Consider the following 13,565-nt stretch of genomic DNA (forward strand, 5'->3'; position numbering starts at 1 on the left):
TCTTTATGGGGTCTCGCCACACATCCATTAACCTAAGATTTTAAAGTACCTCCTCCTGTTGGTTTGAATTGAACTACCCCCACCTACCTCTAACAATTGGGGTGCACTTCACTTCGTTTAGAGGAGGGGGTCTTCTCGGTTAAAATGATAAATTAATGCTGGGCTAAAACTCCTTTATAACTATCCATATCAATAATCTTTCAGCTTTATCCCGTTAGCAGCTTTCGCTATCATTTTCGAAATCATCTTAAATTGTACAACCATAATGGTTGGTATACGCAGCATTAAATTGCGAAGAAAGATTTTGAAGTTTGATTTTTCAATCATACTCCCGGCAGCTATTAGTCCTATTTTTTGATTTTTCTCAACAAACTTTCTCATTTTTTGTTCGTAGGCAACAAATGCACGGGCGAAATCGCCATCTGCAGCTTTGAGTTCACCAGCTAATACAAAAGCCCCGACAAGCGCCAGGCTAGATCCTTGACCCGATAGAGGTGATGGGCCATACGCCGCATCGCCTACCAATGTAATCCGCCCCTTTGACCATGTCGGCATGTGAATCTGGCATATCTCGTCAAAATAAAAGTCTGTCGCATCTCTCATGGTTTTGAGTAGATGCGAGGTTTCCCAACCTGTATGGCCTAAGAAGGCATTTTCTACAAATTTCTTTTGAGATTCTATATCATAGCGGTCGTACTTCAATGCCTCTGATTGGAACAAGAACATACCCCTTGCTTCGGTATTGTCACGAGCGCTATACATACCTACTGTTTTGCCTGGTATCGTATAAAGCAGCTGGCGGTGGTCGAGGTTGAGGTAATTCTCGAGGGTGAAAATCGAGATATAACAGCCAAGTGTACGTTTAAACTGTGCTTCGTCGCCAAAAGTTAAGGTGCGCACATTAGAATGGAGCCCGTCCGCACCGATGACCAGGTCAAATGTCTGTGGCTTGCCATGAATAAATTGAACTTCTGCACCAGCTTCAGTCTCATGTATAGCGGTAATCGAATCGCCCCAAATGTATTCAACCGTATCCTTGGTTAAATCGTACAAAATGTTACTAAGATCGTCACGCATGATTTCGATGTCCAGCCCCTGCTGGTTCCCCATACTCGCTTCGCTTATTTGACCTTCGAACTTGCCTTTGCTGTTCACAAAGTAAACACCAGTCAAGTTCGTGTCAGCTGCACGAACTTGATCAAGTATACCCATCCCCTTAAGCACCGTAATGGCTGCACCACGGATATCAACCCCGTAACCACCCGTGCGCAATGCTGGTGCACGTTCTATTACAGTCACGTCGAATCCGTGGCGGTGAAGCCAGTAAGCGAGTGCCGTGCCGGCAATGCTCGCACCAGAAATAAGGACGCTCATCGTTTGTATCATAATTGCTTATTCACTCCCATCCTAATTAAAGTCTTAACATATCCACAGTATATTCACGACCTATTCTACTTATTTACCACAACAAAATAATAGGAATTTAATTATTCAACAAAATGGCCCAATTCAAAAAGATACGTCTTTTTATATGCATGCCTCGATTTTGATTAAAGATTAATTTCAGTAGCTTTCAAAAATATTTAATATAAAAATCGTGTCTCAACTTTCCGCTCAGCTGAGCATATATTCTCGTGGTTTCACTCTTCTCATGACCAAATAAGCTTTGTATTACTTCAAGTGGCGCACCGTTGTTAATCATATGTGTAGCATAGCTGTGACGTAATTGATGAGGATGATGTCACCGAAATAACGTAATAAGAGATTATATTGAAAACAATATGTTTTTAAAGTCAAAGGTGAATATCCCTCAATTTTTTTATCTAATTGATACTGTTCCCAGGCCTCAGATAATAACATTATTCTTCACGCTTCCATTCTATAAATCAATTAATCTAGATTCTATTATATTCAAGGAGAGTCTCTTTTATACGCTAGTTATTCAACAATCGTAGAAAACAAAAAAATTACTTAACTATGAGAACACTTGAAATACAAGAAAAAGACGCTTTCTCTATAAAAGAATAGCGCCCGATAGTTGAACAACGACTACTTAATTATTTATTGTTTTTGGTTTGAGAAATAAGTGAAATATTATTCAGAATCAAGTGCTGAAAAAGGACAAGTCCTAATTGGACCAATATTGAATCAAGTTGATAGTTAAAAAAGAAGAGGTGAGACTAACAGTATGCTTTCTCTAATAAATAAATCAATCTTTCTTTTACTGACTCCCATTCATCATTAATAATACTGTAAAATATATTGTCTTGAATGGTTCCGTCTGCCTTTACTCTATGTTTACGAAAAGTTCCCTCTTTTGTTGCTCCTATTCGTTCAACAGCTTTTTGAGAACGTATGTTTTCTCCACTAACTGAAAATTGGACACGATTTACTTTTAATTCTTCAAAACAATACTTAAGTAATAAGAATTTACATTCTGTGTTTACTTTTGTTCTCCAAACTTTTGGTGAAAGCCAAGTCCAACCTATTTCCACATTACGATTTACTTTATCAATACCACAAATTTGAGTTGTCCCTAATACTTGACCTTTCAGTTTATCCTTAACAATAAAAGGTATATGTTTCCCACCTTTTTTATTATTAACAGCTATCATTAATATTTGCTCTATATCCTCCACTGTGGTAACTTTTCGCCAGGAATATTTCCATACTTCAGGGCTTTTTAAAGCTTCAAATAATTGTTCCTTATGCTTCACCTCAAGAGGAATAAGCGAAATTGAATTTCCTTCTAGAGATATATCTGTTTCAATAATCATAGTATTACTGTCTCCTTTTTAAACAGAATATTCTTTAGTTCATTTGAGTTAGGACAGCACCACAACACATTCCTTCACAGCCTTTGCAAGGCAAGTTTCATTCCATCACCTCCAATAATTTAATGATTTTTACTAGCATTCAAACTTGCGGGAACAACAAAAAAGCCTTTAGAACGGCTTAAAGATAGCTCTTTAAGCGACTGTCTAAAGACTCGAATCTGTATGTCTTATATGATTACAAATGAGAAAATTCAAATAATTCGTACTATAAGTGTACCATTTGATGAAGTCTATAGCAATATTTTAAATTTGCTACTATCCAATTTTCTTTTAAAATGATCCTCCTGTTACTTTAAAATAAAGTTTGATCAAATCGATACTAATAACCTTGATAAACGATCTTAGAAAAGAGCGTTTTTTTTTAAAAGATTGATCAAAACACGCTCTTAATATTTTCAGTTGGTTCATTCTTTTATAAAAAAGTTTGGTCATTTCCTATCTATGTTGCTCAACAATCGCGCCCGATAATTGAAGATGTAGCTTTTGAATAAAGTTTGATTAGAAATGTTTTGAAAATCCTTATTTAGTGAGAACCAAAAAGAATTTATTTTGAAAAAAGTTTGATCAAAAACAGAATAATCATTGTGAATTAGTGTACAAATTTTATAAAAAAGTTCGATCAAAAGTTTTCATAAAACTTGCTACAACAATGTTTTCTTTAAAAATCCCCCTCTAAAACGGTTAAACTTTTTTCAAATCATCGCAACTTTTTTATAAACGGTGCAACTTTCTTCAAAACGGTACGACTTTCTTTTAAATCTACAGAAGATCATTCACGTGATTTTATAATTCAAACCTTTTTGACACTATTTCAGCTACTTCTGCAGCACTCAAATTTGTATTATTAATTTTTATGTAGTTCTCATTTTTAATTTCACCTTTATGGGAGTTCAATCTGTATTTTTCCATTGATTCTCTTAGTTCATTCTCCGACCAAGCAACGTTTCTTTTGGTAGGTTTATGCTCAAGTCGATGCGGACTTTTATTTCTTTCCAGCCTCTCGTCCATATCGGCTTCTAATTCCACAAAATAAATAGTGGCACCCTGGGATTCAAAGATTTCACATGTCTGGTCTACGAAGTCCCAATCCTCTTGTTGATCAAAAGCCCACACATATGTAAAAATCAAACCTTCCAGTTCACTCTCAGCCACTGCCTTGAATATTTCTTTTCTAAATAAAGTTGACACCCTCCACATTTCCGGGCTAAAGCTGAATAAGGGCTCAAGTAATTCAATGGTCATATGGTTATGAAATAGTTTCAATCCAGTTACTTTAGCTAACTCTTGCCCTACTGTCATTTTACCAACTGCTTGCGGACCAAATATAAGTACAAATTTCATAGACTTCCTCCATTAATGATTTTTTATTATTATATCAGTAATTTCAAGTACCCTTTTTCACAAACTTCATACTATCTGAAAAATTTTAGGCTGTTCAGTAAATACATTCCACATTAACGTTTTTAATTTGTTTACCTGAAATAGTTATGCTGTTAAATGGCCCTTTTCATGAAGAAAGACGCTCTCCTTATTTCAGAAAAGCGCCCTATTCTGGAATAAGCTAAATACCCATGTCAGTGTAAAGTTTCCTTATTAAATTAATGTAAAGAAACTTTAGATTCAATTCTAAATGAAACTACTTGATATCAAATTTTTACGTCGATACACACTTAACACGATACCCATTAAAAACGCATTAAATAGAATTGGCATCAATCCATAGCTAATAAAAGGTAATGATATAGAAGCGATCGGTAATAAGCCTATGATCATTCCAACGTTATAAATGAACTGGACTACAAAAAGAGTCATTCCACCAACAAGAAGCAATTTACCATACCGAGCATTTATTTTATAAGATATGACCATTATCCTTGCTACAAAAAGAGAAAGAATCAAAACAAGGATTAGCGCAAACAAATACCCATAATAGTAAGTCAAACTTGCAAACACAAAATCAGTATCTGCAGCAGGGATAGACTTTACATTTCCAGATGTACCAAACCAACCTGCTGATGACATTACCTCTTTTAAACGTATATACATAAACCCTGCGCCACCTGCATCTTGCTCTGGATTTATGTACCCTAAAATTCTAGCCATCCGGTATCCTTTTACTGAGGACCAGGAATAGAATACTCTGATAATAAATAAACAAATTGGTACAATTGTAATGATCCATGCCTTTTTCTTTCCTAATTTACTCCACCAAAGCATAACGAATACCATCGTGATATAGATAAAAATTGGTGAAAGAATTGATATAGTTAAGAATAGATACAAAGAAAATAAGTACAATATCAGAAGATGCATAACTTTTAACCTACTGTTATTGAAAAAAGAAGCCCAAGCTAGAAGAAAGAACGGCACTGCCATTAAACATTCAATTGCGATGGGACCAATTTTTATTAATGGCTCTCCATTCATGGAAGCGTTTTGAAAACAGTATAGCATTAAAAGGATGAGTACTCCGATTGTGTAAAACAGCCATCCTAGTCTCTCTAATTTCCGATAATCAATCAGCATCATCCCAAGAGCCGTTGCAACACCGAGAATAACAAATATCACCTTATTTATTAGTAAATCATTCGTATGTCCAAAAGCTACAACTGGCAAAAAGCCTAGCCCCATAGCAGTCACTAATAAAATAATAATGAACCAATCGACCTTTGGCTTATGAAGTTTGTTAAGTTCTTGACCAAGTTTGATTGGACTTCCCATTTGTTCAACAGCCTTGTCTTCAGCAACTTCCTCACTTAACCCTTTCTCTATCCACATATTCTTCGCCTGTTTCAAGTGAAAATCCAGTTCAGTTTCCACAAGGTTCTTCGCTTCTTTTGATTTAATATGATTGGTAACTTCTTTTAAAAAACGCTCCCCTTTTTTATTCAAATTTGTCTCACCCCTGTACTAATCCTTTTAATATAAATCGTGCCTTTGTAGAATTTTTTTCTGCCTTTCGTAGCATCTTTCTTCCCTTATCATTTAATTGATAATATTTAGCTCCTGAATGATCCCAACTTGATTGGATAAAACGATTCTGTTCCAGACGATGTAATAAGGTGTATAAAAAACCTTCATTTCCTTCGAATTTTTGAATCCCTCTCCCACGCAATAGCTGTGCCAATTCGTACCCTGTTTTTTCATTCATGAGAAGTTGCAAAACTGCTAAAAGGATATCTTCTTCATTTTCGTATGATTGATTAATTTTTTCGTGTACCTGCTTTCGATGCTGATCAGAAAAACTCAAATGTTTAAAAGTTGTATTCTCCATTGATTTTCGTAGGCCTTTTAATCGATCTTCCATTTGATTATTCCTCCAATCCTTTCTTCAAGAGTTCCTTGGCTCTTTTCAGTCTTGTTTTTATCGTGTTTTCCTTCACTTCTATTACCATAGCAATATCTTTGATTGGCAATTCTTCATAATAAAAGAGATAAATCACTTCCCGATATTTTATCGGTAAATTCATTACTGCAGAAGCCAGCCTACGGTCCTCTGCATTTTGAATAACAGTTTGTTCAACACTTTCTTTTTGAATCCCAATATACGTAGATTCATCCTCTGTAACGATTACCTTTTTGTTATACCAACTTTTTATATAGTCCTTACAATGATTAATGGCAATTCTCCACAACCATGTTTTTACATTTGATTTCCCTTTGTATGTATGAAGAGATTTATAACATTTAACAAATATATCTTGCGTTAAGTCCTCAGCGACCTCTTTATTATTCACATATGAATAAACAAGCTGTAAGTGGTGTGTCAACACGAAACTAGACAATTTTTTTAAGGTGCTCCTGCCTGTACTGAACAGGGCTCAAATAGCCTAATGTGCCATGGATTCTAACATTGTTAAACCAGTTTACGTAGTCGTTCAATTCTAAAATCAATTCTTCTAAACTTGTGAAATGACGATCGCGAACGAACTCTGTTTTAAAGATTTTGTAGGTTGCTTCCGCTACCGCATTATCATATGGACAGCCTTTCGCACTTAATGAACGCTGGATTTTGAAGGTCTCTAACGTGTCATGGATCAGCTTGTTTTTGAACTCATTTCCTCGATCTGTATGAAATAAGGTAATCCGATTTAAGTTTGTTTTCACCGTTGCGAAAGCTTGTGAAACAAGCTCGGCATCTTTCTTTTGGCCTGCGCTATGGCCTATGATTTCTCGATTAAAGAGATCGACTAATAAACATACGTAATTCCACTTTTTGTTCACACGGACGTATGTTAAATCACTTACGACTACAGCCAGCTCTTCTTGTTGGTTGAACTGACGATTGAGTTCGTTTGAAATGTTTTCTTCGTTACAGCTAACTCTCTTCGGCTTAAATTGTGCAATCGTATAGTTCGATACTAAACCTTGGTTCTGCATGATTCGCCCAATACGGCGACGTGAAATCACATATCCTACCTTTTTTAGTTCTACTTTTATCTTTCGTGTTCCATAGTTCTGACGGCTCTCTCGGAAGATTTCTTTCACGAGTGGTGACAATTCATCTACTGTATCTTGTGCTTGTTTGGCTTCATAATAATACGTTGCTCTTGATAATTGTAGGACATTGCACATTGCTGATATTGAGTATTTATGTAGGTTATTCTTCACTACTTTTACTTTCGTCCTAGTATCAGCGCTGCTTGCTTTAAAATATCATTTTCCATAAGAAGTTGTTTGTTTTGTTTTCTCAACGCTTCCAACTCTAGTTGTTCAGCGGTCTTATTATCTTTCTCTTTAAACGAGCCAGACGTATGATTTTGATTGATCCATCGATCCAATGATGATGGTGTTAATCCATATTCCTTAATGATGTCTTTCCTTGGTTTACCATTCTGATACAGTTGAACCATTTGGTGCTTAAATTCCGCTGTAAAGGTTCTTCTTTCTCTTTTATTGTTCGTCATAGTAGATTCTCCTCAAATATATTAGTTGTAGTCTACTTGACCTTAATTTTTTTGTCTAGTTCAGTGTAGCCTATCCAAAGATTTCCTGTCCATACTTGTTCATTATCTCATCTATAAGGTCCTCCTTATCTTCTATTTCAAACGCCTCTGCTGTTAATTCATCCACATCAGTTCCTCCTTCCCATTTATTAGACGACGCACTCCATTGAAAAGTTTTATAAATCCCTAAAAAAAAAACGGTTTGCAATGTCCATACCGTTTTTTAAACCTTTATTTCAAGCTTAATTTTTCTTTACTAAAAATAAATCTTTTATTTTAACAAAGGCATATCCCTTTTTGTTTTCTAAATAATTCTCTACTCTAATTTCTTATTTTACTCCATGAAATTCATTATCCTGCCACCGTTCGTTTAATAAGACTTATTCAATTAAATGGCCCAATAAAAGAAGACGCCCTCTTACTTAAGAATGGCGCCCTTTTCTTGAATAAACAAAAAGCTGATATTAACTGGTATTGTTCAATTAAAAATCCTCAACTGTTAGTGATCAAGGATTGTAATCATTCTTGTCCCTTGTAGTAGAGTACCGGCGATCATGTCAGTGCCCTACGACTTTTTGGCGAGTATTGGATCGAGAAACTTAATTCATTGGGCTTCCTCGTCGGCCGAGGGGCCGTAGATGCCCGGCACCGGAATATCGAGAAGTCGCAAATAAACCCCGAGCTGCGCCCGGTGATGAACCATGTGGCTTAATCCGAAGGTGCGGAGCGCGATCGCCCGCGGCTCTCGGAGGATGATATGGTCGCCGTGGCGCAGCGTCCATTCCTCGCCGAGCGTTTTCTCTTCGCATTCGGCGAGCAGCTTTTCCAACTTGCCGACGTTTGCGTCGAACTCCTCCAGAACGTCAGCGCGTTTTTCTAAAGGCTCGCGCCTCAGCGGCACGGTCGAAAGATCAAACTCCGGGTACTGAAAAATCGCGACTTGCCAGTTTAGCAGGTTGATCAGGTGCGTGGCCAGCCCGCCGAGCGTCATCGATTTCTCATGCGGCTTCCACGACATATGCTCCTCGGGCAAGCGTTCCAGAATGCGGCGCGTAGTGGCCAGTTCATACGTTGCGTCGCCGACGATCAGTTTTTTGACCATAAATTCCTCTCCTCCCTTATGGGGTATTGTAAAAGCAATTAACTTATTCTAGCTGCTAATGTTAAATATCATAGAAGAGTCAGATCATTTTAGATCAACAATTGTTTGATTAAAGCTATCTGTTAGCTGAAAGATAGAGCTGTGTAAACAGATCTCGTTCTCAACAAACGTCACCTTTTTGACGAAAAAATGGATTACTCTTCTCTTACCTATTTCTGATGAATCACATTATCAGAATACCAATAAAAAGCATAATCAGTCATAACTGAAGAATCACCCAATTGATGCAACATAGCTGAAATATTCCCTCTATGATAGGTTCCATGATTTACAACATGTAAGATCATTTCAGATAGACTTGTTTCTCTTAAACTTGCCCATGGATTATCCAGCATAATTCTCTTTTCTATATCCTCCTGACTTTTCAAAAAGGATTTAAACCGAGTTGATAAAGTGTGGAATTCCATTTCTAAGTCTTCAATGGGCAGTTTCTCTATCTTTTCTTGAAGTTGTAATGAAAATTGCATTGCTTCGTTCATATTCTGACCTTCGAGGATATTAAGCCATCCATAGTCCACTAAATAGATATGTGACAAAACCTTTGAAACAGAAGAAAAGACACTTTTCATTTCCTTTTGATATTTCTCAGGAGAAAGTGTCTTAAGATGATCAATAATCCGTTGATTTGCCCATACATGATAGTTATATAGATTTTCCACATGATTAACCATACAATCGCCTCCTTATCATCACATTTTTTAATATTCTTTATCAGAATGAATTATGCCTTTAAATATTATTACTTATCTGATGAGATCTTCAACTAAATGGCCCTTTTCATGAAGAAAGACGCTCTCCTTATTTCAGAAAAGCGCCCGATTGTGAAATTGGCAAAGGCAGTCTAATTATCGAATAGCCCTCTTCCTCTCAGATTTGCAGAAACAGGCTCCTTTCCTATTTCACGTGCCCATATAGATATCTGGCCGATATGGTGAATTTCGTGGACAATGACATGACGTATGATCTCTCCGTGTGTACATTCAATGACTCGGCGCCTAATTGGTGCATCTCTAGAGCTAATCGGTTCTTCATTGAAATCAGTTTCTGAAAGTTTCCGAGAATCCATTTCATTTGTCCAAGATGTTACAAATGGCTTCACTTTCTCGTGGTATTGAGCTGAAAGATTTTTCACTTTTTGTAAGTTAGCATAATCTTCAAACAATGGCTTCTCAGGCACTGGTTCACCTCGCAAACCTAAGATCCACATATATTCCACATCTACAATGTGAAATAGGGTATGTAGGATACTGCCGAACCCACCGATCCGTTTCTTTAATAGTTCTTCATCCGGTATGTCTTCGCACAATGTAAACCAATCATCACGAACTTGCCAGTTATATTGAAACAGTTTCAACATCACAGTAACCTCCATCTTTTAGATTAACATTTAATATTCACCAAAAAACTTCAAAATCCCTATTTAAATAATAACTCTAAAAAACCTGTTAAAATCCTCTACAAACTGGCCCTTTTCATGAAGAAAGACGCTCTCCTTATTTCAGAAAAGCGCCCGATTGTTGAAGAAGTGACAATTACTATCGAGTATTTCCTAATGATATTTATTGTATTTTATCTTTGAAATGTGCAATATTATTAATTCCCATTCAAATGATAGATTAGTTGCACAACGCCAGACGAGAACGTTCTGGTATTAACCATTTTTAAATTCAACCTCTGTTTTATATCAATAAACAACGGTCTTCCTTCTCCCAAAATAACAGGATGAACAGATAATCTAAATTCATCAACAAGCCCTAAATTGATAAAAGTTGTAATAAGGCTTGCTCCACCATATATCCAGATGTCTTTACCAGGCTTATTCTTTAATTTATTTACTTCTTCAAGAATATTATCATTTATGAATATTGCTTTATTATCAGTCCCTTTTTGCGTTCTGGAAAACACATATTTTTCTTTACTATGAACTAACTCCCAAATTTCTTTTTCAGTATCAGTATCTTCAATTTCTGGAGTAAATTGTCCCCATAAATCATAGCTTTTTCTTCCATATAAAATAGTATCAATTTGATTTAAGAAATTAATAAATCCCATTTCAGGGTCCATGATGCACCAATCAACTTCCCCGTTTTTCCCTTCAATAAAACCATCTAAAGTAACTGCTAAATCTAAAATTATTCTTCTTGGTCTTATGTCATTGGACATAATTCTTCCTCCCTTTAATCATTTAGATATTGTTTCTCCCGCCAAGTTTTTTTATATTTTCATTATTTACAGCATTTATTTCTGAATAAAGTTACTGATGTTATTAAACTGCTAACCTACCCTTTAACTTAATAACAATCATCTCAAATTCCTATTATTTCCACAATTAGTTATTCAAGAATATGGCCCTTTAGTGGAGTAACTTTATTGCTACTCAACAGTTCCTTAATCCGCCTTTCAGTTCAGATATTCTTTTCACTTTTCATTATAAAAACACACCTTTAGATAAACAAATCCAAAGGGGTAAAACATCGCAACTTTTTTATAAACGTCGCGACTTTATTCAAAACATCGCGTCTTTTTTATAATCACCGTGACTTTATTTAAAAGCGACACCTCCATAACAAAAATTTTATATCTTTGCAGATATATTTGAGTATTAAGCTCATTTTTCCATTTTGTGGGGTGATAAATTACTTAGCTTGATAGCGATATGGTGCTACCCCAAATAGGAGAAATAAAAACAGATGCTGGTTTCTAGCATCTGTTTTTATTGTAAGAGATTTCTAAGAAATAATACTTTACAAACACAACACCTTTAATTAGAATAGTTCATATAATTCGACAAAATACGACGAAAAATAGGGGTTTAAATTTCAGAAAAAGGAGAACATTCACGACTTTCCTGCTGTATCGTCCCTATAAATCTAATAGTTGGATAAGATAATAAAATTAGATACCCAATATGGGACAGTGTTAATGGAATCGATTCCCATAGAGATTTTGAAAAGAATATCGGTAAATTTATCGCATATTTCAATCCCTTATATTGCAAAGTTAATAGTTTTGGGTTAGCTAATATCTATATAAATTTATGTATACCACAAGCATTAGAAGAACATACCTTACTTTTTAAAGGGGATACAGAGAATATGAGTAAGTTATTAAAAAAGAAATCTGTTACACAACTGTTAGAGCATAATAAGAGTAAGACCTTAACGAAAACATTAGGAACATTTGATTTGATTATGTTAGGGATAGGTTCGATAATTGGAACGGGAGTTCTTGTGTTAACTGGATTAGTAGCAGCGAGAGATGCTGGTCCAGCAGTTATTTTTTCATTTATACTTGCAGCGATTGTTTGTGGATTTATAGCTTTATGTTACGCAGAAATTGCTTCTACACTCCCGACTTCAGGTAGTGTATATACGTACTCCTATGCAACAATCGGTGAGTTTGCAGCACATTTAGTAGGTTGGACGTTATTCTCAATATATATCGTAGCAACAGCAGCTGTCGCTAGTGGATGGACAGGATATTTCCACAACTTAATAAGTGGATTGGGATTAGAGATACCCAAAGCTCTGTTAACGATTCCATCACAAGGTGGTATTATGAATCTACCAGCGGTAATCATTACATTGATAATAACATGGATGTTATCACGTGGTACAAAGGAAAGTAAACGTATCAATAACATAATGGTGTTAATTAAAATTGGAATGGTTATATTATTTATTGTAGTTGGTGTATTCTATGTAAAGCCAGAGAACTGGGTACCGTTTGCACCATACGGTTTAAGTGGCGTTGTAACTGGTGGGGCAGCCGTATTCTTCGCTTTTATGGGATTTGATATATTAGCAACTTCGGCAGAAGAAGTGAAAAATCCACAACGTAATCTTCCCATCGCTATTATTATATCGTTAATCATATGTACACTTATTTACGTTATAGTGTGCCTTGTTATGACAGGGATGGTTTCCTGTACCTGAGGCAATGGCTTATGTAATGGAAGCCGTAGGGCAAGGGAAAGTCGCTGGTGTAATTGCTGTAGGAGCTGTAATTGGTCTTATGGCTGTTATTTTCTCGACTATGTACGCAGCAACACGAGTATTCTTTGCAATGAGTCGTGATGGACTGTTACCAAAATCACTTGCGAAGATTAATAAGAAGACTGGAGCACCAACCTTTACAATTGGATTGGCGGGAATAGGAAGCTCTGTGATAGCTGGATTTATTGATTTAAAAGAATTAGCGAATTTAGTTAATATTGGTGGTTTGGTAACGTTCGCACTAGTTAGTGTATCGGTTATTATCCTTCGTAAAACACATCCAAATTTAAAACGTGGATTTAGGGTACCGTTTGTACCCATATTACCAATCATTTCAATTATATGTTGTGTGTTCTTAATGCTAAATTTACCATTAAGAACATGGGTGTACTTCAGTATTTGGATAACTATTGGAGCAGTAATATATTTCATTTATTCGATAAAGCACAGTAATTTAAATGAAGAAACGATTTCAAAAGCACATGATAAAATGGCGAGATAATAGTCACAAGCAATTCTATTAATAATCATATCGATAGTTGAGTAACATAGATATCAATGAAATTTAAAGAAGCTGACTTCTGTTGAATACAGAAATCAGCTTCTTTATGTTACATAACTTTTT

10 protein-coding genes and 4 pseudogenes are annotated in these 13,565 nt (G+C 35.8%); 1 reads left to right on the forward strand and 13 read right to left on the reverse strand.

Annotation, left to right across the window (positions count from 1 at the left end):
- Window positions 1–189: 189 nt before the first annotated feature.
- From MHH45_RS11360 to MHH45_RS11420, 13 genes and pseudogenes are all read right to left on the reverse strand, one after another.
- Entirely contained in the window at window positions 190–1,386 is a 1,197-nt protein-coding gene (locus MHH45_RS11360) for an FAD-dependent monooxygenase (protein WP_088094271.1), read from the reverse strand.
- Window positions 1,387–1,573: 187 nt separating this feature from the next.
- Window positions 1,574–1,738 (reverse strand): annotated as a pseudogene (locus tag MHH45_RS28060) (tyrosine-type recombinase/integrase); the annotation flags it as partial.
- A gap of 442 nt (window positions 1,739–2,180) precedes the next feature.
- Window positions 2,181–2,777: a GNAT family N-acetyltransferase gene (locus tag MHH45_RS11370; RefSeq protein ID WP_016131646.1), complete on the reverse strand. Its 597-nt coding sequence runs from the start codon at window positions 2,775–2,777 to the stop codon at window positions 2,181–2,183.
- An 843-nt stretch (window positions 2,778–3,620) separates the two neighbouring features.
- Window positions 3,621–4,178 (reverse strand): AAA family ATPase, encoded by a 558-nt coding sequence (locus tag MHH45_RS11375; RefSeq protein ID WP_088094272.1) that lies wholly within the window; start codon window positions 4,176–4,178, stop codon window positions 3,621–3,623.
- A gap of 285 nt (window positions 4,179–4,463) precedes the next feature.
- Entirely contained in the window at window positions 4,464–5,729 is a 1,266-nt protein-coding gene (locus MHH45_RS11380; RefSeq protein ID WP_016113566.1) for an FtsW/RodA/SpoVE family cell cycle protein, read from the reverse strand.
- Window positions 5,730–5,736: 7 nt separating this feature from the next.
- Window positions 5,737–6,144: a PadR family transcriptional regulator gene (locus MHH45_RS11385; RefSeq protein ID WP_016113565.1), complete on the reverse strand. Its 408-nt coding sequence runs from the start codon at window positions 6,142–6,144 to the stop codon at window positions 5,737–5,739.
- Window positions 6,145–6,148: 4 nt separating this feature from the next.
- Window positions 6,149–6,595, reverse strand: a pseudogene (locus MHH45_RS11390) (sigma-70 family RNA polymerase sigma factor); the annotation flags it as partial.
- A gap of 19 nt (window positions 6,596–6,614) precedes the next feature.
- A protein-coding gene (locus tag MHH45_RS11395; protein ID WP_088093830.1) for an IS3 family transposase occupies window positions 6,615–7,744 on the reverse strand; the annotation gives its coding sequence in 2 pieces (ribosomal slippage) (window positions 6,615–7,489 and window positions 7,489–7,744; 1,131 coding nt in all).
- 79 nt (window positions 7,745–7,823) lie between these two features.
- Window positions 7,824–7,967, reverse strand: a pseudogene (locus tag MHH45_RS11400) (sigma-70 family RNA polymerase sigma factor); the annotation flags it as partial.
- A gap of 420 nt (window positions 7,968–8,387) precedes the next feature.
- Window positions 8,388–8,885, reverse strand: a complete 498-nt coding sequence (locus tag MHH45_RS11405) for a DinB family protein (protein ID WP_016132967.1) — start codon at window positions 8,883–8,885, stop codon at window positions 8,388–8,390.
- A 209-nt stretch (window positions 8,886–9,094) separates the two neighbouring features.
- The gene (locus MHH45_RS11410) at window positions 9,095–9,616 is read right to left on the reverse strand and encodes a DinB family protein (protein WP_016113562.1); all 522 of its coding nucleotides are present in this window, start codon (window positions 9,614–9,616) and stop codon (window positions 9,095–9,097) included.
- A 170-nt stretch (window positions 9,617–9,786) separates the two neighbouring features.
- On the reverse strand, window positions 9,787–10,302 hold the full coding sequence (locus MHH45_RS11415) for a DinB family protein (RefSeq protein ID WP_088094707.1): 516 nt from the start codon (window positions 10,300–10,302) through the stop codon (window positions 9,787–9,789).
- Between the two features lie 236 nt (window positions 10,303–10,538).
- Entirely contained in the window at window positions 10,539–11,108 is a 570-nt protein-coding gene (locus MHH45_RS11420) for a dihydrofolate reductase family protein (protein ID WP_016131648.1), read from the reverse strand.
- Window positions 11,109–12,040: 932 nt separating this feature from the next.
- On the opposite strand from MHH45_RS11420, the pseudogene MHH45_RS11425 reads away from it, so the two are divergent.
- Window positions 12,041–13,442, forward strand: a pseudogene (locus tag MHH45_RS11425) (amino acid permease).
- Window positions 13,443–13,565: the final 123 nt, after the last annotated feature.

This window comes from Bacillus sp. FSL K6-0042, assembly GCF_038006685.1.
Classification (GTDB): Bacteria; Bacillota; Bacilli; order Bacillales; family Bacillaceae_G; genus Bacillus_A; species Bacillus_A pseudomycoides.